Annotated in this window: 24 protein-coding genes and 1 other annotated feature; of the genes, 1 reads left to right on the top strand and 23 read right to left on the bottom strand. The window is 41.5% G+C overall.

Annotation, left to right across the window (positions count from 1 at the left end; all coding sequences use genetic code 11):
- Positions 1-85: 85 nt before the first annotated feature.
- Positions 86-856: a histidinol-phosphatase gene (locus BLR54_RS07485; RefSeq protein ID WP_176761891.1), complete on the top strand. Its 771-nt coding sequence runs from the start codon at positions 86-88 to the stop codon at positions 854-856.
- Positions 857-874: 18 nt separating this feature from the next.
- Here BLR54_RS07485 and BLR54_RS07480 read toward each other — a convergent pair whose 3' ends face one another.
- The 23 genes from BLR54_RS07480 to BLR54_RS07370 form a co-directional block, all read right to left on the bottom strand.
- A complete protein-coding gene (locus tag BLR54_RS07480) occupies positions 875-1,717 on the bottom strand; it encodes an SGNH/GDSL hydrolase family protein (protein WP_090418975.1) in 843 nt (280 codons plus the stop codon).
- Between the two features lie 170 nt (positions 1,718-1,887).
- The gene (locus BLR54_RS07475; RefSeq protein ID WP_090418972.1) at positions 1,888-2,517 is read right to left on the bottom strand and encodes a lactate utilization protein; all 630 of its coding nucleotides are present in this window, start codon (positions 2,515-2,517) and stop codon (positions 1,888-1,890) included.
- 29 nt (positions 2,518-2,546) lie between these two features.
- Entirely contained in the window at positions 2,547-3,020 is a 474-nt protein-coding gene (locus BLR54_RS07470) for a GNAT family N-acetyltransferase (protein WP_090418969.1), read from the bottom strand.
- A 61-nt stretch (positions 3,021-3,081) separates the two neighbouring features.
- Positions 3,082-3,555 (bottom strand): Cys-tRNA(Pro) deacylase, encoded by a 474-nt coding sequence (ybaK, locus tag BLR54_RS07465; RefSeq protein ID WP_090418966.1) that lies wholly within the window; start codon positions 3,553-3,555, stop codon positions 3,082-3,084.
- Positions 3,556-4,380: an alpha/beta fold hydrolase gene (locus BLR54_RS07460; protein ID WP_090418962.1), complete on the bottom strand. Its 825-nt coding sequence runs from the start codon at positions 4,378-4,380 to the stop codon at positions 3,556-3,558.
- A gap of 112 nt (positions 4,381-4,492) precedes the next feature.
- Positions 4,493-4,804 carry a YbjQ family protein gene (locus BLR54_RS07455; RefSeq protein WP_090418961.1) on the bottom strand — a complete coding sequence of 104 codons (312 nt, stop codon included), beginning with the start codon at positions 4,802-4,804 and terminating at the stop codon, positions 4,493-4,495.
- A 92-nt stretch (positions 4,805-4,896) separates the two neighbouring features.
- Entirely contained in the window at positions 4,897-5,136 is a 240-nt protein-coding gene (locus tag BLR54_RS07450; protein WP_090418958.1) for a DUF1653 domain-containing protein, read from the bottom strand.
- 138 nt (positions 5,137-5,274) lie between these two features.
- A complete protein-coding gene (locus BLR54_RS07445; RefSeq protein ID WP_242871214.1) occupies positions 5,275-5,952 on the bottom strand; it encodes a YczE/YyaS/YitT family protein in 678 nt (225 codons plus the stop codon).
- Positions 5,953-6,193: 241 nt separating this feature from the next.
- Positions 6,194-7,381, bottom strand: coding sequence for an elongation factor Tu (gene tuf, locus BLR54_RS07440; protein ID WP_090418955.1), 1,188 nt, complete (start codon positions 7,379-7,381; stop codon positions 6,194-6,196).
- Positions 7,382-7,487: 106 nt separating this feature from the next.
- Positions 7,488-9,605: an elongation factor G gene (gene fusA, locus BLR54_RS07435; protein ID WP_090418951.1), complete on the bottom strand. Its 2,118-nt coding sequence runs from the start codon at positions 9,603-9,605 to the stop codon at positions 7,488-7,490.
- Positions 9,606-9,620: 15 nt separating this feature from the next.
- A complete protein-coding gene (gene rpsG / locus BLR54_RS07430) occupies positions 9,621-10,091 on the bottom strand; it encodes a 30S ribosomal protein S7 (protein WP_143008411.1) in 471 nt (156 codons plus the stop codon).
- A gap of 143 nt (positions 10,092-10,234) precedes the next feature.
- Entirely contained in the window at positions 10,235-10,654 is a 420-nt protein-coding gene (gene rpsL, locus BLR54_RS07425) for a 30S ribosomal protein S12 (RefSeq protein ID WP_015548550.1), read from the bottom strand.
- A 207-nt stretch (positions 10,655-10,861) separates the two neighbouring features.
- Positions 10,862-14,542 (bottom strand): DNA-directed RNA polymerase subunit beta', encoded by a 3,681-nt coding sequence (gene rpoC / locus BLR54_RS07420; RefSeq protein ID WP_090418945.1) that lies wholly within the window; start codon positions 14,540-14,542, stop codon positions 10,862-10,864.
- Positions 14,543-14,561: 19 nt separating this feature from the next.
- Positions 14,562-18,467 carry a DNA-directed RNA polymerase subunit beta gene (gene rpoB / locus BLR54_RS07415; RefSeq protein ID WP_090418942.1) on the bottom strand — a complete coding sequence of 1,302 codons (3,906 nt, stop codon included), beginning with the start codon at positions 18,465-18,467 and terminating at the stop codon, positions 14,562-14,564.
- 228 nt (positions 18,468-18,695) lie between these two features.
- Complete coding sequence (gene rplL / locus BLR54_RS07410; protein WP_090418940.1) at positions 18,696-19,073, bottom strand: 50S ribosomal protein L7/L12; 378 nt, start codon at positions 19,071-19,073, stop codon at positions 18,696-18,698.
- Positions 19,074-19,251: 178 nt separating this feature from the next.
- The gene (gene rplJ / locus BLR54_RS07405; RefSeq protein WP_090418937.1) at positions 19,252-19,824 is read right to left on the bottom strand and encodes a 50S ribosomal protein L10; all 573 of its coding nucleotides are present in this window, start codon (positions 19,822-19,824) and stop codon (positions 19,252-19,254) included.
- A 42-nt stretch (positions 19,825-19,866) separates the two neighbouring features.
- Positions 19,867-20,003 (bottom strand) — a sequence feature (ribosomal protein L10 leader region).
- A gap of 29 nt (positions 20,004-20,032) precedes the next feature.
- Positions 20,033-20,728, bottom strand: coding sequence for a 50S ribosomal protein L1 (gene rplA / locus BLR54_RS07400; RefSeq protein WP_090418936.1), 696 nt, complete (start codon positions 20,726-20,728; stop codon positions 20,033-20,035).
- Positions 20,729-20,813: 85 nt separating this feature from the next.
- Entirely contained in the window at positions 20,814-21,239 is a 426-nt protein-coding gene (gene rplK, locus BLR54_RS07395; RefSeq protein ID WP_090418933.1) for a 50S ribosomal protein L11, read from the bottom strand.
- 53 nt (positions 21,240-21,292) lie between these two features.
- Positions 21,293-21,823, bottom strand: a complete 531-nt coding sequence (gene nusG / locus BLR54_RS07390) for a transcription termination/antitermination protein NusG (RefSeq protein WP_090418930.1) — start codon at positions 21,821-21,823, stop codon at positions 21,293-21,295.
- Positions 21,824-21,837: 14 nt separating this feature from the next.
- Positions 21,838-22,035, bottom strand: coding sequence for a preprotein translocase subunit SecE (gene secE, locus BLR54_RS07385; RefSeq protein ID WP_090418928.1), 198 nt, complete (start codon positions 22,033-22,035; stop codon positions 21,838-21,840).
- Between the two features lie 18 nt (positions 22,036-22,053).
- A complete protein-coding gene (gene rpmG, locus BLR54_RS07380) occupies positions 22,054-22,203 on the bottom strand; it encodes a 50S ribosomal protein L33 (protein ID WP_080552267.1) in 150 nt (49 codons plus the stop codon).
- A 206-nt stretch (positions 22,204-22,409) separates the two neighbouring features.
- Entirely contained in the window at positions 22,410-23,285 is an 876-nt protein-coding gene (locus BLR54_RS07375; protein WP_090418925.1) for a carbohydrate ABC transporter permease, read from the bottom strand.
- 38 nt (positions 23,286-23,323) lie between these two features.
- Positions 23,324-24,229, bottom strand: coding sequence for a carbohydrate ABC transporter permease (locus BLR54_RS07370; protein ID WP_090418922.1), 906 nt, complete (start codon positions 24,227-24,229; stop codon positions 23,324-23,326).
- Positions 24,230-24,315: the final 86 nt, after the last annotated feature.

The raw sequence follows: 24,315 nt of genomic DNA, 5'->3' as shown, positions 1-24,315 counted from the left end.
TAATATTTATACTCTTTTTGTTCAAAAAGAGTCTTTAGAGAACCTCCCATTTGTGCTATTATTTGTTTGTTTGAGAGGGAAAAATATGTTAGCAAACTACCATACACACACTGTCAGATGCAATCACGCCTCTGGCACCGAAAGAGAATATATAGAAAGCGCCATCAAAAATGGCTTCAAGATTCTTGGTTTTTCTGACCATGTTCCGCAGCCTTATCCTGCTGATTACGATTCCCACATAAGGATGAAAATGAGCGAAGTGGCAAACTACACCGATACGCTTGTAAAACTAAGGGACGAATATAAAAATGATATAGAGATAAAAATTGGCTACGAAGTTGAATACACTCATAAGTATTTTGATAAGCTTCTTAAGCACCTACGCCAATATCCTTTAGACTATATTATTCAAGGACAGCATTTTGCTCCTGACGAAATCGAGGGATTTTATGCTGGGGCCATGACAGAAGATGAAGAAAAGGTTTCTGCCTATGTAGATTTAGCCATCGAAGGTATGGAGACAGGTTGCTTCAGCTATTTTGCTCATCCAGATTTAATAAACTATGTCGGACCTGACGAGATTTTCCAAAAGCATATGAAGCGTGTTATTGAAGCATCCATTAGACTTAATATTCCACTTGAGATTAATATGCTTGGTTTTTCCACTGATAGAAACTACCCATGCGATAGATTCTTCTCGCTAGCAGCCGCTATGGGGGCTCCATTTGTAATAGGATGCGATGCTCACAATCCAATAGATGTTAGACAACCTGAGACAGTTCCTGGATTTAGTGAGTTCCTAAAGAAGCACAATATCACCGTTGGTGACAATATAATAGAGCTAAGACCTGTTTAACAGTGTCTTAGCTCTTTTTTATACTAGCACATTATATTCTTTATAAAGCTTATCTGAAATAATTCCTTGCTGAATCAAAGTATAAATTGTTTTGTAACTACTCTTGTTGTAATGCATTCCATCCTTTGAAGAAAGCTTACCTACAGTCTGTGAGTAAGTATCAATATACTTAACATTCTCGCTTAACCCCTGCTGCATACGAGCATTCCATTTTTCGATTAAGCTGTTTGAAATTCCTGGATAAGAAGCAGATTCAAAGGTGATAGGGTTTACTGATACGTAGTAAACATTAGCACCTAATGCTGTCCAAGTAGCAGCCTTTTCATTAATATACTTTATATATTTTTCAGTGTAAGAAAGGCTTCTGACATCATTAACACCCATCAGAATAACAACATCGGAATTAGCATTAATTTGGCCTTCCACCGCTGGAACACCTGTACTTTTCATCCAAGATAATCCCATGCCGACCTTTGCTGACCAAAGATTTCCATCCTTGCCAATAGCACTATTCATTCCAACCGTACGAGAGTCTCCAATGAATACTAGCTGTCTTGAAGACTGTTCTGCAGCAACATTTGCTAAGGCAACTTGAAGCTGTTCCTGAGTTGAAACCTCTGGCTTAACACCTTGAACTGTACCAGTTGTATTATCAGTGGATTGTGTTACTTGTGTCTGATCTGTGGTCTGCTGCTGAAGCAAAACCTGATCCTGTTCAGCCATCTGCTGTTGAGATAATGACTGTTCTTGTTCAACTACAGTGTCATACTCTGCGGCAGCAGTATTATGGCTTGGATAAACACAAATCAAAAGCAACAAAGCTAATGCTGTGCTTTGTGCAATCATTTTTCTAATTCTCATAAAAATAACCTTAAACCTCTAAACAACCATAAACCTTGTGTATTATATTAAATATACAAGCCCAAATTATTTTCTATATCTTAATATAACTATTTCCTTTTTTCTTCACAAAAATATAAAGGTCAATTGTGGTTTTTTAGTAAATTTGTCTGATTATTAAAGCTGCTTAATTAGAATCCTAAATTGTCATTGACCATAATTACATGTATTCTACCCTCATGACGAGAAAATCTTGTAATCAAAAACTGGCAGCATATTGTATCTGGCGACTTGCAATCCATGCAAGATCCTGTCTTTGCACAAGGAGTTGACAGTCCAAAACGCTGAGCATTTATTGGTGCTGCCACATTACGAGCACGCTTCATTGCTGAGTCAACATCAGGACATACCTTATTCATACCAACAATTGCGATAACATGCTTAGGCCCCTGAGCTATAGCTGAAACACGATTTGAATTACCATCGATATTTACCATTACACCATCTTCTGTAATAGCATTTGCACTGGTAAGAAAATAGTCCGCATCATAAGCCTTTAACATAGCTGCACGTTTATCAGTTTCTGCATCTCTATCAATGAAATTGAAGTTCCCAGCTTTCAATGCATCCACAAGACCAATTTCATGGGCAGACATTGCTCCACCCATAGTTACTGACGATTGTTCAGGGATAAGCTCTAAGGCTATTTTAAGGGCCTCCTCTTTATTTGAGGCATAATATCCCTTCATATTTCTTGATTCCAACCCCTTTATAACCTTCTGTGCCAGCAGTTGGTTACGCTTTACAATATTCTCGTTCATTGCTCTCCTCCTTTTACTATGTTTTTATCCTAAATTATATACTCCATTATTCGTTCTTTTGTTTTCATGCCAAGCTTTTCGTAGAAATGTTCTGCTCTATCATTTCCTGTCCATACACACAGTGTAACCTCATAGCATCCCATTCTTTTGGCTTCTTCCTTCACATGATTAAATAGGGCTTCGCCCACATGCTGTCCTCTAGCACTAGCATCGACACACAAATCGTCAATATATAGTTGCTTAAACTTTACCTTGTTTGTAGCATCTGCTGGAGTCTCTTTAATTTCACACATTGCATAACCCACAGCATTATCATTCTCATCCGCAGCTATGTAAATAGGCCTTTCTTCTAAGCTAAGCATTTCCTTAACTTCATCAAAATCGTATTTTGTAGTTCCACTAATGAAAATATCAGGTCTTATATCAGCATGTATTTCGAGTACCTGCTGTAGCAACTCAATTATTTTAGGTATATCTTTTTCTGCTGCTCTTCTAACTACCATTGCTCTAGTCTCCCCTTATATATCCTTTAATTGGCATCAAAGCTTTTGTACTTATTCTGGTTTAAATAATATCAGCCAACTTAATATTCGCTATTTTTATTAAATCCGATGGGGCCAACTCTATTTGAGCCCCTACCTTACCAGCGCTTACAAAGATTTTTTCATAGCCTTCTGCTGTCTCATGAATAAATGTAGGAAACTGCTTTTTCATACCAATTGGTGAGCAGCCTCCGTGTACATAGCCAGTGAGTCCAAGTAAATCCTTCTGCTTAATCATTGAGATAGATTTTTCACCGGCTGCTTTAGCGGCTTTCTTTAAATCAAGCTCTGCTTCAACTGGAACAACAAACACGTAATACGCTCCTGTTTTACCCTGAGTCACTAGTGTTTTAAATACCTTTTCTGTTTCTTCGCCTAAAATTCCAGCTATCTGCTCGCCTGTCAGAGTAGGATCAGCCTCGTAGGTGTGACTCTCATACTTTATCTTCTTTGAGTCTAGCACTCGCATTACATTTGTTTTGTCATTACTTTTCATTTATTTACCTTCTAATTCATTTAAGAAATCCGCTATGATTTCGTTTATTTCCTCTGGCCTGTCAGTATTGGAGTTGTGACCTGCCCCTTCAATCCAATTGATTGGTATTCCTGTTTTCTTGTGCCATGCTTTATTATACCTGATACATGAACCAGCATGGTCCTTTGTTCCACATATAAGACGCGCAGGACATTTTATTTCATATGGAAGCATTTCTTCAATAGCCTCCACTAAAATCTTATAGCCACCGCCAGCTAGCTTTGCATACCTGTCTTTATCTCCATCATAGGTCATCATGAATTCTTTCATGAGTTTTCTTCCGTATTCTGAAGTTGCCACATAATCGGTTCCCTGTCTAACAAGAGTTTTCCATGGATAATAGCGATAAACTGGCTCCATTCTATGAAGAAGCCAACACTCTAGCTTTGTATAATACTGAATCTGCAAAGGAGCAGAATCCACAGAAATAAATCCCTTTAGCTTTTCCGGGAAAAGCTGGGCATACATTTGGCCTAAATATCCGCCCATAGATTGACCTATTATTACAGGATTATCAAACCCATTCTCTTTGAGGATTTCATCTACCCAAATAGCCTTATCCTTCAGCGAAAAAGTCATCTCAAAAGGATAGGATGTATCATGGCCTGGTGCATCCCAAACAAAGACAGGATATTTCCCCTCGAACACCTGAATTTGCTTTTCAAACAATCTGTGTGCCGCAGTTAACCCTGGCAGAAATACAAGCTGATATTGTTTATTAGTAGCCTCAGTATTTATCCAATAGTGAATATTTCCTTTTTCAGTATTATATATCTTTTCAACCATCAAGCGCTCCTTTGTTAGTAAAACATGGTTGCCATTTTCTAAATCTAACTCATGTACTAGTCAGACCTAATAAAATACTACAGCAGGTCATTGCAGGCACTTCTACATACCATTATATAAACTTTACTGCTGTTCCGTATGCAAGGACCTCTGCTGCTCCCTGCATAATACTTGAGCCTGAGTATCTTACTCCAATAATAGCATCTGCACCAAGCTGCTCAGCCTCATCTATCATTCTCTTGGTTGCAATCTGTCTTGCCTCAGTGAGCATCTCGGTGTAGCCTGCAAGCTCTCCACCGACAATAGTCTTCATGCCTGCCATAAAATCTCTGCCTATATTTTTAGACTGTACAATTGTACCTTTAACTAATCCTAAAACTTCATACTCCTGTCCTGGAATACTATCAATACTTAATATTTTCATTTGTTTTTTCCTCCTTACTTATAATTTACCTGTCTTACTGTTCAAGATATCAATTATAATTCTACTTCTGTGCCTAAATATCCAGGACATTTCTACTTCTTAGGAACATCCTGAAGTTCAAATCTATACTTTTGCTTTACTTCTGGATACTTCTCATGATCTACTTCTGAAAGAAACATCTCCTTCGGACGCACCCATAATGATCCATCATCGTAAAGTTTTCTGTATATTACCATTTCTTCCTGTGTTTCTGAATCTCTACAAACATCCTCTACAAGATAATAGTTCCCTTTGAAATGTTTATATATTCTGTGTAACTGTAATTCCTGCATAACATTTCTCCTTTTTCCAGTAGTACAATATAAGACATTATAAAAAAACTGTATACAAAATTATTACTCAAATTATATCAATCCTAGAAATATTTGCAAACAAAAAGCTCCGAGATTATTATCTCGAAGCCTTCATATCTATTTATTTTTAATTACCCTAAAAGACTCTATTATAGTTTGATGCCTAATCTCTGTAGCATTAAACCTAACAGTAAAGAATGCAAACTGCATTATTGGTCCCATTCCAAAAGCACATATAATTGTTCCTATTCCAACAGGGCCACCAAGAAGCCATCCTACTACTGTGGCTGTTGCAAGTAGAATGATACTAACTAAACCAATAGACACATGTTTTGTTCTTCTTGTTAGTCCAATTAGTAGTGTATCGCGGGGACCGCAGCCTAATGATGCACTCATATAAGTAAACTGAGTATAACCCATGATAAAGAGCCCTAGAATCATAACTGGCACGGCTACAAATATGGAATCACATTTATGTACTAACTTAATCCTATTAAAGAAATCAACAGCTTTTCCTACTACAATAGAATCGATTATCATTGCTATTCCAATAGGCTCTTTCATCAAAAGATCGATTCCTAAAATTGAGAATGAAACAATAATTGCAGCCGTTCCATAAAGTATCCCAAAAGTATTTGATAATCCAAGATTAAGAACATCCCATGGAGATGCTCCAATATTGGCTTGAATAGTAAGATATACTCCAAAGCCATTAATAAATAGGCTCGCTGTTGCAAGGAGCATATTTGATACTATTTTCTTTATTGTGTCATTGTCCTTATTTCTTTGAAACACTTCTACTACCTCTATATCTTCATATTTTACTATTCATCACACATAAGGAAAATTGAAGCCACGCTGATTTTCCTTTTCCTCATGTGTGGTTCTCACCAAATATAATTTAAGAGAATAATATTTGCAAGCAATCTATTTCTATTAAATTATACTTGGCTTTGAATAGTAACAAAAAAGCCCTCCGAGGAAATCCTCGAAGGGCTTGAATTTTTAAAATTTGGGTTGGGCTGTTCACTCGTTATTACTCGATGATTGTAGCAACACGACCAGAACCTACTGTTCTACCACCCTCACGGATAGCGAATGTAAGACCCTGCTCCATAGCGATTGGGTGGATGAGCTCGATTGTCATCTCTACGTTATCGCCAGGCATGCACATCTCTGTACCTGCTGGAAGCTCGCAAACACCTGTAACGTCTGTTGTTCTGAAGTAGAACTGTGGACGATAGTTGTTGAAGAATGGAGTATGACGACCACCTTCATCCTTTGTAAGAACATAAACCTGAGCTGTGAACTTTGTGTGGCATGTTACAGTACCTGGCTTAGCAAGTACCTGTCCACGCTGGATCTGGTCACGGTTAACACCACGAAGAAGTGCACCGATGTTATCACCAGCCTGAGCCTCGTCAAGAAGCTTACGGAACATCTCGATACCAGTTACAACAGTCTTCTGTGTATCTTCCTTGATACCGATGATTTCAAGCTCGTCGTTAAGGTGAAGAACACCACGCTCTACTCTACCTGTAGCAACAGTACCACGACCTGTGATTGTGAATACGTCCTCTACTGGCATAAGGAATGGCTTATCTGTCTCACGCTGTGGATCTGGGATGTACTCATCAACTGTGTTCATGAGTTCCATGATCTTGTCGCCCCACTCGCCGTTTGGATCTTCAAGAGCCTTAAGAGCTGAACCCTTAACGATTGGACAATCGTTGAAGTCGTACTCTTCAAGCTGCTCTGTAACTTCCATCTCTACGAGCTCGATAAGCTCCTCATCATCAACCATATCACACTTGTTAAGGAATACAACGATGTAAGGTACACCTACCTGACGTGAAAGAAGGATGTGCTCCTTTGTCTGAGCCATAACACCGTCAGTTGCAGCAACTACAAGGATAGCGCCGTCCATCTGAGCAGCACCTGTGATCATGTTCTTTACATAATCAGCGTGGCCTGGGCAGTCAACGTGTGCATAGTGTCTCTTCTCTGTCTGGTACTCAACGTGAGCTGTAGAGATTGTGATACCTCTTTCTCTCTCTTCTGGAGCCTTATCGATGTTCTCGAAGTCTACCTTTGCGTTACCAGATACACGCTCAGCAAGTACCTTTGTGATAGCTGCTGTAAGAGTTGTCTTACCGTGATCTACGTGTCCGATAGTACCGATGTTACAATGTGGTTTGGTTCTGTCAAAATGCTCTTTTGCCATTTTTAAAAATCCTCCTTAGATTAATGCCCTAGCTGGGCTGTTTAGTTCTAAACTCTCGATATTTCCGATTATAACGGAAATATCGAGTTTTTTCAACTATTTAGAATTATTTGCTGTGGTTAGAGATAATCTGCTCCTGAACGTTCTTTGGAACTGCCTCATACTTCTCGAAGAACATTGAGTAGTTACCACGACCCTGAGTAGATGAACGAAGCTCTGTAGAGTAACCGAACATCTCTGCAAGTGGAACAAGTGCTCTAACGATCTTGCCGCCGCCAAGATCATCCATTGACTGGATCTGACCTCTCTTAGCATTGAGAGATCCGATTACATCACCCATGTATTCCTCTGGCATAGTAACTTCAACCTTCATGATAGGCTCAAGAAGTACTGGAGCTGCCTTAGCCATAGCTTCCTTGAAGCACATTGAACCAGCAATGTGGAATGCCATTTCTGATGAATCGACTTCATGGTAAGAACCATCGTAAACGTCTGCTTCTACACCAAGAACAGGGAATCCGCAAAGTATACCAGCCTTAGCTGCTTCCTCGATACCCTCACCAACAGATGGGATGTATTCCTTAGGAATAGCACCACCAACTACTGAAGACTTAAATCTAAATGTCTCTTCAGCGTTAGCATCCATTGGAGTAAATCTAACCTTACAGTGACCGTACTGTCCACGACCACCTGACTGCTTAGCATATTTGTATTCCTGATCAACAGGCTTTGTAAATGTCTCTTTGTATGCAACCTGAGGTGCACCAACGTTAGCCTCAACCTTGAACTCTCTAAGAAGACGATCAACAATGATCTCAAGGTGAAGCTCACCCATACCAGCGATGATTGTCTGGCCTGTCTCATGGTCAGTATGCTGACGGAATGTTGGATCCTCTTCAGCAAGCTTTGCAAGAGCTTCGCCCATCTTCTGCTGTCCAGCCTTAGTCTTAGGCTCGATAGCAAGCTCGATAACTGGCTCTGGGAATTCCATAGACTCGAGGATTACTGGGTGCTGCTCATCACAGATTGTATCACCAGTTGTAGTAACCTTAAGACCTACTACAGCTGCGATATCACCAGAGTAAACCTTGTCTAACTCTGTACGCTTGTTAGCGTGCATCTGAAGAATACGACCTACACGCTCCTTCTTATCCTTTGTAGCGTTAAGGCAGTATGAACCTGAGTTCAATGTACCTGAATATACACGGATGAAAGCGAGCTTTCCAACGAATGGATCAGCCATAATCTTGAATGCAAGTGCTGCGAATGGCTCATCATCTGATGAGTGCTTCTCAACTGGGTTGCCATCCATATCTACACCCTGGATAGCTGGTACGTCTGTAGGAGCTGGCATGAACTCAAGGATAGCATCAAGAAGCTTCTGAACACCCTTGTTTCTGTAAGCAGATCCACAGCATACTGGGATTGCACGACACTCGCAAGTACCCTTACGAAGTGCTGCCTTAAGAGCATCGATTGATGGCTCTTCGCCTTCAAGATACTCCATCATAAGATCATCATCTAACTCACAGATCTTCTCAACGAGCTCTGTGTGATAAAGCTCAGCATCCTCTGCCATATCAGCTGGGATGTCTGTGATAGAAATATCATCACCCTTATCATCGTTATAGATGTAAGCCTTCATCTCGAAAAGATCGATGATTCCCTGGAAATCATCTTCCTTACCGATTGGAAGCTGAAGAACGATAGCGTTCTTCTTAAGTCTGTCACGGATCTGATCAACAGCTCCGTAGAAGTTTGCACCAAGGATATCCATCTTATTGATGAAAGCCATTCTTGGTACGTTATATGTGTCAGCCTGTCTCCAAACATTCTCTGACTGTGGCTCAACGCCACCCTTTGCACAGAAGACACCAACGGCGCCATCAAGTACACGAAGGGAACGCTCAACCTCAACAGTAAAGTCTACGTGGCCTGGTGTATCAATGATATTGATACGGTGCTCCTGAGCACCCTTCTTAGGCTTGCAGTTTTCCTGCTCAGTCCAGTGACATGTTGTAGCAGCTGAAGTGATTGTGATACCTCTCTCAGCTTCCTGCTCCATCCAGTCCATGGTTGCAGTACCTTCGTGAGTATCACCAATCTTGTAGTTTACACCAGTATAGTAAAGAATACGCTCTGTAAGTGTAGTCTTTCCGGCATCGATATGAGCCATAATACCAATATTTCTGGTACGCTCAAGTGGATATTCTCTTCCTGCCACTGTTTGTCCCTCCTATTAGAATCTGTAATGAGCAAATGCCTTATTAGCCTCTGCCATTCTATGCATCTCTTCTTTTCTCTTAACAGCTGAACCTGTGTTGCCAGCTGCATCCATGATCTCGTTTGCAAGACGCTCTTCCATTGTCTTCTCAGTACGTGAACGTGAGAAAGTTGTGAGCCATCTAAGGCCAAGGGCCTGACGACGATCTGGTCTAACCTCGATAGGTACCTGATATGTAGCACCACCGATACGTCTAGCCTTTACTTCAAGTACAGGCATAACGTTGTTCATAGCTTCCTCGAAAACCTCAAGTGCAGGCTTTCCAGTCTTTTCTGCGACTTTGTCAAATGCACCATATACAATCTTCTGTGCTACACCCTTCTTACCATCAAGCATGATGTTGTTGATAAGCTTAGTAACAACCTTGCTGTTGTATATAGGATCTGCCAAAACGTCTCTCTTTTGAGTATGTCCTTTTCTTGGCACGATACTTCCCTCCTTAACTAAAAATTTGTTAGATCAACGGTACTCACACTTAAAACTATGTGTTCATGCGCTATTTATTCTATAGAGAAAAAATAACAACATTAACCAAAATAAATGTGAATTACAACTTTGTGCTAAATATCTTATTTAGCATCCTTAGGTCTCTTAGCGCCGTACTTTGAACGTCCCTGCTTGCGGTTAGCAACGCCGGCTGTATCAAGTGTACCTCTGATTACGTGATAACGTGTACCTGGTAAATCCTTAACACGGCCACCACGAATCAAAACAACGCTATGCTCCTGAAGATTGTGACCCTCGCCTGGAATGTATGAAGTTACTTCGATTCCGTTTGAAAGACGAACTCTGGCAATCTTTCTAAGAGCTGAGTTAGGCTTCTTAGGTGTAGCTGTCTTAACAGCTGTACATACACCACGCTTCTGTGGAGAAGAAGTGTTTGTAGGCTTCTTCTGAAGAGAGTTATAACCTCTCTGAAGTGCTGGTGCTGTAGACTTCTTTACAGATGTCTGACGACCTTTTCTAACTAGCTGGTTGAATGTTGGCATTCTTTTTTACCTCCTAATTTATTCTTCGCATGCATTTAGGCATAATTATCCTATTTGCGCATGCTAGAACATTATATTTCCTTAAAATGGTTATGTCAAGCATTAAAATGTGAAAAATCAGTTATCAAATAACCTAATACTTTATATTCTGAACAAACAAAAAGACTAGGGCCAAAATTTCTAGCCCTAGTCTATATTAGCTATATATTACTCTTCAACATCTACAAGTTCTTCTGTAGTCGCTTCAGCCTCTGTCTCCTCACCTTCTGTAAGGAACTCTTCCTCTAATGCTTCCTGCATCATTGGATCAGCGTCTGTTGAAAGTGGAATGTTAGAGTATCTCTTCATACCTGTACCAGCTGGGATTAAGCGACCGATGATAACGTTCTCTTTAAGACCGTTAAGTGGATCAACCTTACCCTTGATAGCTGCATCAGTAAGAACCTTTGTGGTCTCCTGGAATGAAGCTGCTGAAAGGAATGAGTTTGTAGCAAGTGCTGCCTTTGTGATACCAAGAAGTTCCTGTGTACCAGTTGCAACTTCCTTGCCCTCTGCTTCCATCTGCTCGTTTGCTTCCTCAAAATCAAGCCAATCAACAAGTGAACCTGGCATAAATCCTGTATCACCTGCTTCGTCAATTCTGATTCTCTTAAGCATCTGACGACAAAGTACTTCGATATGCTTATCGTTGATATCAACACCCTGTAAGCGGTATACACGCTGTACTTCACGGATGAGGTAATCCTGAACGGCTGCCTTACCCTTGATAGTAAGGATATCGTGTGGGTTTACAGAACCTTCTGTAAGCTCATCACCAGCCTCAAGCTCCTGTCCTGAAAGAACCTTGATACGTGAACCGTAAGGAATGAGGTACTTCTCTACATCACCTGTTTCAGAGTTTGTAACAACAACCTCTCTCTTCTTTGTCTTAGAATCCTCTTCGATTGTAACAGTACCAGCAATCTCTGTGATGATTGCAAGACCCTTAGGCTTTCTAGCCTCGAAAAGCTCCTCGACACGAGGAAGACCCTGTGTAATATCGTTACCAGCAACACCACCAGTATGGAATGTTCTCATGGTAAGCTGTGTACCTGGCTCACCGATTGACTGTGCAGCGATGATACCGATTGCTTCCCCGACCTGTACGGCACGACCTGAAGCCATGTTAGCACCATAACACTTAGCACAAACACCAACGTGTGAACGACAGTTAAGTACGTTTCTAATCTTTACTCTCTTGATTGGCTCACCCTTATCATCAACACCACGTTCAATGATTGCAGCTGCACGCTTAGGTGTAATCATATGATTAGCCTTAACAATCATCTCGCCCTTAGCATCGTAGATAGAGTAGCAAGAGAATCTACCTGTGATACGGTCCTTAAGAGACTCAATCTCTTCACGACCATCCATGAATGCGTATACCCACATACCTGGAATCTCGCGATTTGTTCCAGCTACACAGTCAGACTCACGGATAATAAGCTCCTGAGCAACGTCAACCATTCGACGTGTCAAGTATCCTGAATCGGCTGTACGAAGAGCTGTATCTGAAAGACCCTTACGAGCACCATGAGCTGACATGAAGTACTCAAGTACGTCAAGACCCTCACGGAAGTTTGACTTGATAGGAAGCTCGATTGTACGACCTGTTGTATCAGCCATCAAACCACGCATACCAGCAAGCTGCTTGATCTGCTTGTCAGAACCACGGGCACCTGAATCAGCCATCATGAAGATGTTGTTGTACTTATCAAGTCCTTCGAGAAGGTCCTTAGTAAGCTCATCATCAGTCTCTTTCCATGTATCTACAACTTCACGATAACGCTCTTCCTCAGTAATAAGACCTCTCTTGTACTGACGAGTAATCTTATCAACTGTTTCCTCGGCATTAGCAATAAGCTCTGGCTTCTGAGGTGGAACTGTCATATCTGAAATCGAAACTGTCATGGCAGCAATTGTTGAGTAGTGGTAACCCATAGCCTTGATATCATCAAGAACTTCTGCTGTCTTTGTAGCTCCGTGTGTATTAATAACTTTTTCAAGAATCTGCTTTAACTGCTTCTTACCAACGTGGAAGTCTACCTCTGGAACAAGCTCATTCTCTGGATTTGTACGATCTACGTAACCAAGATCCTGAGGAATAATCTCGTTGAAGAGAAGTCTACCAAGTGTTGAAGAAACACTACCTGTAACTACAGAACCGTCTGCCATTGTCTTAGACATACGAACTGTAATACGAGCATGCATTGTAAGAGCCTTGTTCTCGTAAGCAAGAATTGCTTCGTTAAGGTTCTTAAATACCTTGCCCTCACCAAGAGCTGGCTCAGCATCACCTACTGTAGTACCACGCTCCTGTGTAAGATAGTAGATACCAAGTACCATATCCTGTGAAGGAACGGCAACAGGACCACCATCTGAAGGCTTCAAGAGGTTGTTAGGTGAGAGAAGCATAAATCTACACTCAGCCTGTGCCTCCTGAGTAAGTGGAAGGTGAACAGCCATCTGGTCACCGTCGAAATCGGCGTTGAAAGCTGTACATACAAGTGGATGAAGCTTAATAGCTCTACCTTCTACAAGGATTGGCTCGAAAGCCTGAATACCAAGTCTATGAAGTGTAGGAGCACGGTTAAGCATAACTGGATGCTCTTTGATGACATCTTCAAGGATGTCCCAAACCTCTGGCTCAAACTTCTCAACCATCTTCTTAGCATACTTAATGTTGTGTGCCATTCCGTTGCCTACAAGCTCCTTCATAACGAAAGGCTTGAAGAGCTCGAGAGCCATCTCCTTTGGAAGACCACACTGGTAAATCTTAAGCTCTGGTCCAACGACGATAACTGAACGTCCTGAGTAGTCAACACGCTTACCAAGAAGGTTCTGTCTGAATCGTCCTGACTTACCCTTAAGCATGTCTGAAAGTGACTTAAGAGGTCTGTTACCAGGACCAGTAACTGGACGACCACGTCTACCGTTATCAATAAGAGCATCAACAGCTTCCTGAAGCATACGCTTTTCGTTACGAACGATGATATCAGGAGCACCAAGTTCTAATAATCTACGGAGACGGTTATTTCTATTGATAATACGACGATATAAGTCGTTCAAATCAGATGTAGCAAAACGGCCACCATCAAGCTGTACCATAGGACGAAGATCTGGTGGGATAACAGGGATAACTGACATAATCATCCACTCAGGTCTATTTCCTGACTCGCGGAATGCCTCAACAACCTCAAGTCTCTTAATGATACGTGAACGCTTCTGGCCTGTAGCGTTATCTAATTCAATCTGAAGCTTTGTAGCCTCTTCATCGAGATCAATTTCTCTAAGAAGCTCCTGGATAGCCTCAGCACCCATTCCTACTCTGAAGCTGCTACCATACTGCTCTCTAGCCTCCTGGTATTCAGCCTCTGTAAGAACCTGCTTGTACATAAGAGCTGTCTCACCTGCATCAAGTACGATGTATGATGCAAAGTAGAGAACCTTCTCTAATGTCTTTGGTGAAAGATCAAGAATAAGTCCCATACGTGAAGGAATACCCTTGAAATACCAAATATGTGAAACTGGTGCAGCAAGCTCGATGTGACCCATTCGCTCACGACGAACTGATGCCTTTGTGATTTCAACACCACAACGATCACAAACTACACCCTTATAACGAATCTTCTTGTACTTTCCGCAGTGACATTCCCAGTCTTTGCTAGGTCCAAAAATCTTCTCGCAGAAAAGACCATCCTTTTCAGGCTTCAGTGTACGATAATTGATTGTCTCAGGCTTTTTTACCTCGCCACGAGACCACTGTCTGATCTTCTCAGGTGATGCCAATCCAATCTGTATTGCGTCAAATGCTATTGGTTGATATGTCGCTTCTTTATTCTCTGGCATTTTGTAGCTCCCTTCCTATTTATTCCTCATCAAAATCTTCTGAAATATCAGAAAAATCATCTTCGTCCTCGTATGGCTCTTCGTCTTCTACATATTCTTCTTCACCTTCAGTGTTGAACTTCTTGGTAGAGAAGCCTGCCTGTGCGAATGAGCTGTCATCCTCGAATGCGAAGTTTCTATCGCTACCTGCGATGATTGCGTTGAGGTCTGTATTTCCATATTCACTTGTCTCCATGAGCTCAACCTCTTCGCGGTTCTCATCAAGAACGCGAACGTCAAGACCAAGTGACTGTAATTCCTTAAGTAATACCTTGAATGACTCAGGAATACCTGGCTCAGGGATGTTTTCACCCTTGATAATAGCTTCGTATGTCTTAACACGACCGATAACATCATCAGACTTCATTGTGAGGATTTCCTGAAGTGTATATGATGCACCGTAAGCCTCGAGGGCCCAAACTTCCATCTCTCCGAAACGCTGTCCACCGAACTGTGCTTTACCACCAAGTGGCTGCTGTGTAACAAGAGAGTAAGGACCAGTCGAACGAGCGTGAATCTTATCATCTACAAGGTGGTGAAGCTTCAAGTAGTGCATGTGACCGATTGTAACAGGGCCATCAAATGGCTCACCTGTACGTCCATCACGAAGCTGAACCTTACCATCTCTAGAAATAGGAACACCCTTCCAAAGAGCTCTGTGAGCACGGTTTGTTGAAAGGTAATCCATAACATCCTCACGAAGTACATCAACATACTTATCGTAGAATGTTTCCTCACCGTTCTCAGCCTCATCCTTATCAAATGGCATATTTACATAGTCATTTGCAAGCTCGAGTGTATCCTGGATATCAATTTCCTTTGCACCATCAAATACTGGTGTCTCAATGTCAAAGCCAAGAGCCTTTGCTGCAAGCGAAAGGTGAATCTCAAGGACCTGACCAATGTTCATACGTGAAGGTACACCAAGTGGGTTAAGTACGATATCAAGTGGACGACCGTTTGGAAGATATGGCATATCTTCTACTGGAAGCACGCGGGAAACTACACCCTTATTACCGTGACGACCGGCCATCTTATCACCTACACCAATCTTTCTCTTCTGAGCGATGTAGATACGAACTGACTTGTTAACACCTGGAGAAAGCTCATCGCCATTCTCACGTGTGAATACCTTAGCATCAACAACGATACCGTAAGCTCCGTGTGGTACACGAAGTGAAGTATCACGAACCTCTCTTGCCTTCTCACCGAAGATTGCAAGAAGAAGTCTCTCTTCTGGAGTACGCTCTGTTTCGCCCTTTGGTGTAACCTTACCAACAAGGATATCACCTGCACGAACCTCAGCACCGATACGAATGATACCGCTCTCATCAAGATCCTTAAGAGCATCATCACCTACACCAGCTACATCACGAGTGATTTCCTCTGGTCCAAGCTTTGTATCACGAGCATCAATCTCGTACTCTTCAATATGGATAGATGTATAAACATCATCCTGAACGAGACGCTCTGAAAGAAGAACAGCATCCTCGTAGTTGTAACCTTCCCATGTCATGAAACCGATAAGTGGGTTCTTTCCAAGGGCAAGCTCACCATTCTTTGTAGAAGGACCATCAGCGATAACCTCGCCTGCTTCTACATGATCGCCCTTGAATACGATTGGGCGCTGGTTATAGCAGTTAGACTGGTTAGAACGTGTGAACTTAAGAAGATCATACTCATCTCTTGTTCCATCTTCATCAGCCTTAACGATAATACGCTTTGTCTCAGCCATCTCTACGATACCTGCGCGCTTAGCAACAACGCAGACACCTGAATCGACAGCTGTCTTTGGCTCCATACCTGTACCAACAACTGGTGCTTCTGTAGTAAGAAGAGGCACTGCCTGACGCTGCATGTTAGAACCCATGAGGGCACGGTTAGCATCGTCATTCTGAAGGAATGGGATAAGGGCTGTAGCTACAGAGAATACCATCTTAGGAGATACGTCCATGTAATCAAACATAGTCTTATCGTATTCCTGTGTCTCCTCACGGAAACGACCTGATACGTTCTTTCTCATGAAGTGGCCTTCTTCGTCAAGCTTGACGTTAGCCTGTGCTACGTGATAGTTATCCTCTTCATCAGCTGTCATATATACAACCTCGTCTGTTACACGAGGATTCTCTGGGTCTGACTTATCAATACGTCTGTATGGCGCCTCAACAAAACCATACTCATTGATACGAGCATAGCTAGCGAGAGAGTTGATAAGACCGATGTTTGGTCCTTCAGGTGTCTCGATTGGGCACATACGGCCGTAGTGTGAATAGTGAACGTCTCGAACCTCGAATCCGGCACGGTCTCTTGAAAGACCACCAGGACCAAGTGCAGAAAGACGTCTCTTATGTGTTAACTCACCAAGTGGGTTGTTCTGATCCATGAACTGTGACAACTGTGATGAACCAAAGAACTCTTTGATTGCAGCTGTAACAGGCTTAATGTTGATGAGGTTCTGTGGAGAAATATCCTCAAGGTCACGAGTAGTCATACGCTCACGTACAACCTTCTCAAGACGTGAAAGACCAATTCTGTACTGGTTCTGTAACAACTCACCAACTGCACGAATACGACGGTTACCAAGGTGATCGATATCATCATCCTTACCAATGCCGTACTCAAGGTGCATATTGTAGTTGATAGATGCAAATACATCCTCAACAGTAATGTGCTTTGGAATTAAGTCAGCTACTGAACGAGCAATAGCATCCTCAATATCTTCTTTTGTAGTGTTCTCAGAAAGAATTCTCTCAAGAACTGGATAGTAAACAAGCTCTGTAATACCAAGAGCCTGAGCATCACAATCAACATACTTTGTGATGTCTACCATCATGTTTGAAAGAACCTTTACATTGCGAGACTCAGCCTGGATAAATACATGAGTAACAGCAGCGTTCTGAATTGCATCTGCCATCTCAAGTGTAACCTTATCTCCAGCCTTTGCGATGATTTCGCCAGTTGTAGTGTCAACTACATCCTCAGCGAGAATCTGTCCAGCAATACGGTTTCTGAGCATAAGCTTCTTATTAAACTTATAACGTCCAACCTTTGCAAGATCATAACGTCTTGGATCAAAGAACATGCCGTGAATAAGTGACTCAGCGCTGTCCTTTGCAAGAGGCTCACCTGGACGAAGTCTACGATAGAGCTCTAAAAGACCTCCTTCGTAACTACCCTGTGGATTCTTCTCTGTGATAGCTGGATCCTTTGCAAATGTAGCAAGAATCTTTGGCTCCTCACCAAAAACATCTAAGATCTCTTGATTTGTACCTAAACCGAGGGCACGAATAAGAACAGTAACAGGTACCTTTCTGTTACGGTCTACACGTACATAGAAAACGTCATTGGAATCGGTCTCGTACTCAAGCCATGCACCACGGTTAGGAATAACTGTACATGAGTAAAGCTCCTTACCAATCTTATCATGGCCAATTGCATAATAAATACCTGGTGAACGAACAAGCTGTGATACAATAACACGCTCCGCTCCATTAATTACGAATGTGCCAGTATCTGTCATAAGTGGCAAGTCACCCATGAAGATCTCGTGCTCCTGCATGTCGCCGGACTCCTTGTTTACAAGGCGCACTTTAACCTTTAAAGGTGCTGCGTATGTTGCATCTCTTTCCTTGCACTGTGGAATTGTGTACTTCACCTCATCCTTACACAGTGTGAAGTCAACAAAATGCAATTCAAGCTGGTTACCCCTGTCTTGAATAGGTGAGATATCTGCGAATGCTTCCTTTAATCCGTCCTTAACGAACCAGTCGTAACTGTTCTTCTGGACCTCGATTAAATTAGGCATCTCAAGTACCTCTTTTTGTCTCGAGTAACTCATACGCAAGTTCTTTCCAGCTTTCACTGGACGTATTCTGTTTTTCTCCATTGACGTTCCACCTCTCATTTTATTTTTAATTTGGATAAATCTTTCAAGAAAATAGCGGCATTTACCTTTAATTGAAAAAAGGCATAGCAATGCACACTGCACCATAATAGTGCAAACTACATTCTATGCCAAAATCAATAGTAAAGTCAAGAAATTTCTTGTATTTATTTAAGAGCAAAAAATCAGCAGGTTCGTAATGAACCTGCTGATAAAAATTCGTAGCAATTCTTACTTAAGAGTAACCTTTGCGCCGATCTCCTCAAGCTGAGACTTGATTGACTCTGCTGTAGCCTTGTCAGCTGCTTCCTTGATTACCTTTGGAGCGCTATCAACGAGCTCTTTTGCTTCCTTAAGACCAAGGCCAGTTGCCTCACGAACAACCTTGATAACCTTAACCTTCTCAGAACCTACTTCTGTAAGCTCTACATCGAACTCATCCTTCTCTTCGCCTGCTGCTGCGCCGTCGCCAGCTGCTGCTGCAACTACAACGCCTGCTGCTGCAGAAACGCCGAACTCTTCCTCACATGCCTTTACAAGGTCATTTAACTCTAATACGCTAAGCTCTTTGATAGCTGCGATAAACTCTTCTGTTGTCATCTTTGCCATGATTATTTTCCTCCATTAAATTCTAATTAATAATATCATCTCATTCAGAAATTATTCGCAAAATCGCTTTTTCAAAGCTTTCCTTTTGCTCATAATTTGTTCTCACCAAATAAATTTTATCTTAATTTATGATGCAAGCATCAAAATTCTTCTAAAATTTACTTGGCTCTGAATGAGTCTACTCTGCTGGAGCCTCAGCTGGCTCCTCTGCTGGTGCCTCTGCCTCTGCTGCTGGAGCTTCCTCTGCTGCAGGTGCCTCTGTAGATGCACCACCCTGCTCTGCGATCTGGTTGAGAACGCGAGCGAAGTTTGTGATTGGAGACTGTAAGCTTCCAAGTAACTTTGAAAGAAGTTCCTCTCTGCTTGGTACTGCTGCTACTGCAGACATACCCTTTGCATCATAGAATGTTCCCTCAACAACGCCTGCCTTAATCTCAAGATTCTGAGCTGTCTTAGCAAACTTAGCAAGGATTCTTGCTGGTGCTGTAGCATCTTCCTTAGATACAGCGATTGCGCTTGGTCCTTCAAGAACATCATCAAGCTGTGCAAAGTCAGTTCCCTCGAAAGCACGCTTCATAAGAGTGTTCTTATAAACCTTGTAAGTAACACCAGCTTCACGAAGCTGCTTACGTAACTGTGTGTCTTCTGCAACTGTAAGTCCACGAGCATCAACAACTACAACTGAAGCTGCATCTTTAACCTGTGCTGAAATCTCGTCAACTATTGGCTGCTTTAATTCAACTTTTGCCACGAATTTTTTCCTCCTTATAATATTTTGTGTTGCTTATATGAGGATAAAGTATAAAAACCTCTATGCCCGTAGACATAGAGGTTGATTAGTCGATAAATACTTAATCGTCCTCGGCTGGTAGAGATTAACTCTTTACGGCTTGCGCCACCTGCTGTCTTCGGCAACAACTTTGTGCATTATATCATTATGTATATTGGATTGTCAACAATTAGTTTGAAACCTTTGCAACATTAAGCTTAACGCCAGGTCCCATTGTAGGAGCAAGTGAAATGCTCTTAATGTACTGACCCTTTAAGCTTGATGGCTTAGCCTTGTTGATTGCATCCATAAGAGTCTGGAAGTTGTCCGCTAACTGCTCCTCTGAGAAAGAAGCCTTTCCGATAGGTACATGGATAATGTTTGTCTTATCAAGTCTATACTCAATCTTACCTGCCTTGATTTCCTCAACAGCCTTAGCAACATCCATAGTAACTGTACCAGCCTTAGGGTTTGGCATTAATCCTCTAGGTCCAAGTACACGACCAAGACGACCAACAACACCCATCATGTCTGGTGTAGCAACTACTGAATCAAACTCTGCCCAACCTTCGTTCTGAATCTTTGGGATGAGTTCCTCGCCACCAACGAAATCAGCACCAGCAGCCTGAGCCTCGTCAAGCTTAGCACCCTTAGCGAATACTAAAACTCTAACTGACTTACCAGTTCCGTGTGGAAGTACAACAGCACCACGGATTTGCTGCTCTGCGTGACGTCCGTCACAACCAGTTCTGATATGAGCCTCAATTGTCTCATCAAATTTTGCAGTAGCATTCTTCTTTACCTGAGCGATTGCTTCTGCTGGATCGTATGCAACTGACTTGTCGTATGAGCTAACAGCTGCAACGTATTTCTTTCCTCTTTTCATGTTTACCTCCTGTGGTTAATCGAGCCTAAGCTCTCCCACTCAAAAATAGTTAATAGTAAGAACGTTGTTTTCGCTACGCTGCTGATTAGTCAACAACCTCAACGCCCATTGATCTACATGTTCCTTCGATCATGCTCATAGCTGCCTCAAGTGAAGCTGCGTTAAGGTCAGGCATCTTTGTCTCTGCGATTTCCTGAACCTGAGCCTTTGTGATCTTTGCTACCTTTGTCTTGTTAGGTACACCAGATGCCTTCTGGATCTTGCAAGCCTTCTTAATAAGAACAGCTGCTGGTGGAGTCTTTGTGATGAAGCTGAAGCTTCTATCTGCATAAACAGTGATGATTGTAGGAACGATTGTGTCGCCCATATCTGCTGTCTTTGCGTTAAACTGCTTTGTAAACTCCACGATGTTTACACCGTGCTGACCAAGTGCTGGACCAACTGGTGGGGCTGGTGTAGCCTTGCCTGCTGGAATCTGCAACTTGATATAGCCTTCAATTTTCTTTGCCATGATATTCCTCCTGATTAATATGCATCAGCATATCCATTTACAATGATGCTGATTTAATCCATTTTGCGTACGTCTGTGAAATCAATCTCTACTGGTGTTTCACGTCCGAACATTTCAACGCTGATTGTAACTGTCTGCTTCTTAGCGTTGATAGACTTAACAACACCAACAGTATCTTTCCAGGTACCGTCGATAACGCTAAGAGTATCACCAACCTCGAAGTCTACCTCAACGTTGACCTTTTCAGTGTTATCGCCTAGTAAGTATGCCTTAACTTCAGCGTCTGACAATGGCACTGGCTTACTTCCTGGTCCAACGAAGCCTGTAACACCTCTGGTATTTCTGACAACGTACCAGGTTTCATCATTCATAATCATCTCAATAAGAACGTAACCAGGGTACATCTTCTTAGAAACTTGCTTCTTTACGCCATCCTTAGTTTCGGTAACCTCAACCATAGGTACTCGTACATCAAGTATCTGCTCCTCGAGATGCTGTGTCTCGATAGCCTTTTCAATGTTTGTCTTGACTTTGTTCTCATAGCCTGAGTAAGTATGAACTACATACCACTTTGCCTCTGCCATATTTGATGCCTCCATTATAAATTAACTAGGATATTTACACCTTTGTTGATCACTGCATCTAACACGATGATGATCACTGCTACAACTACTGACACAGCAACTACTGCTGTTGTCTGTTTTGACACGTCTGTAGGGTCAGCCCAAACGATCTTGTTAAACTCAGACTTGAGCCCTGCTAAACGACCTGACTTGGTTTTCTTCTCTTCTGTCATAATCGCACCTCCGATTGACTATTTTGTCTCTTTGTGCAATGTGTGAGTCTTGCAGAATCTGCAGTACTTCTTTGTTTCCATTCTGTCAGGGTGTGTCTTCTTGTCTTTTGTCATGTTGTAATTACGCTGCTTGCATTCTGTACAAGCTAATGTTATCTTTGTGCGCACAACTTCCACCTCCGTTAAATTTCTACTTTGGTCTCACTTACACTCACTCATCATAGCGAACAATTTGATGAGGCGAAAAAAGAGCATAAAAAAAAGACCTGCTTTTCTTAGTCGCTAGCTAAATTTATCACACGACGCAAGAACTGTCAAGTCTTTTTAATATTTACATTTTTCTTGTTAGTGGGAAGGCTGGCCCATGCAAATTGCTAGCCCTTCACACCACCTAAGGTTACACCACCTACGATATATCTTGAAAGGAGAAGGTATACAACGATAACTGGGAAAATAGAGAATGCTATCATCATATATACCTGGCCCATATCAAACTTAAGGTAGTCAGCGTTACGTAACTGTGCAATCAAAATAGGAAGTGTCTTCTTTTCTGCATCATGCAAAACAAGCGCAGGAGTGAAGTAGTTATTCCAGCTACCTACGAAACTAAAGATTGCCTGAACAGCAATAGCTGGCTTCATAAGTGGAACTACAATACTATTGAAGGTTCTGAATTCACCCGAGCCATCAATTCGCGCTGCCTCTATCAACGAAAGAGGAAGTGTTGAATCCATGTATTGCTTCATATAAAAGAATACTGCTGGTGAAGCGATTGCTGGAACAATAAGAGGAATAGCACTATTGTCTAATCCAATGTTCTGAATCAACTTGATGAAACCAAGAGCTGTAACCTGTGTTGGAATCATCATAACCGCAAGTATAAATGTAAACATAAACTTCTTCAACTTAAAATCATAAGCATGAATAGCGTATGCTGTCATTGTTGAAAAGTATGTTGCAAAGGTCGCTGTCAAAATAGCGATTATAAGTGAGTTAAGCATACCAGTAAAGATAGGTAACTCTCCGTTCTTTAAGTTAGTCCAGTTTTGTCCTAAGAATTTACTTGGCACAGGAGTGAAACCTAAACTTAACTCAGAATTACTTCTTGTTGCATTTATAAATAACACATAAAACCAAAACAAGCATATGAACGAAATAATCGCCAATACCAAATATGCTATTACTCTTCTAGCATGAATCGAAGCACCCTTTTCAGCCTGCCCCGCCATATTATTTGTATTTGCTGCCATAATATTATCCTCTCTATTCTTATATAGTAATTATCCGCTTATTTATCCTCTTTAGTTGTAAATTTGTATACAATCAAGCTAAGTATACCTGTGATTACAAAGAGATACACTGAAAGCGCTCCGGCCATACCAAAGTTCTTACTAAATAAGTGCTTGTTCAAGTACATGATAAGTGTCATTGATGAACGCATTGGGTCACCTGTTCCGTTTGTTAAAATCTGTGGAACATCAAACATCTGTAAACCACCGATTAATGATGTAATCATAACGTAAATAAGAATAGGCTTAAGCAGAGGTAATGTAATCTTATAGAAAATCTGAGTAGCTGTTGCCCCATCTACCTGAGCTGCCTCAAATAGAGATGGATCAATACCCATCATACCAGCCATCAGAAGAATTGTCGTATTTCCAAACCACATGAGGCAGTTCATTGTAGCTACCAAAGAACGTACTGACCATACGTTGCTCATAAACTTGTATGCCTCACTGAATACCCCAATCTGCATTAACATTGAGTTGATTGGGCCAGAATCTGAAAACAATGTAAAGAACAACATTGCGAATGCTGATGCCATAATTAAGTTTGGCAAATAAATTACTGTCTTAAAGAATCCCTGACATTTCAATCTAAGGGATGGATCTGTGAACCATGCTCCCAAAAGAAGCGAAAGAATAATCTGTGGAACAAACCCCATAATCCACATAATCATTGTGTTGCTAAAATATGTAGGCAAATCACCATTAGTGAAAATAGTAACGTAATTCTCAAGCCCTATAAAATTAGGACCAATCTGCGATAATCCAGAACGATAATTCTCAAAGAAGGAATTATAGATTGTTGTTACCAACGGAACCATCTGGAATACCAAATATATAACAATAAATGGTAATAAAAAGATGTACCCCCACTTGTTATATCGAACTACTTTGCTCTTCTTGTTCATAAGTGCTCCCTTTTTGTTTCTTTAATATGGGGCGCATAGGTAATCCCACACGCCCCCACATATTAATTGTTATAATCCGCTAGTTA

It is taken from the genome of Pseudobutyrivibrio sp. YE44 (assembly GCF_900104335.1).
Lineage (GTDB): Bacteria > Bacillota > Clostridia > Lachnospirales > Lachnospiraceae > Pseudobutyrivibrio.
Note: the sequence above shows the minus strand (reverse complement) of the source record. Positions and strands in the feature narration are given on the sequence as shown.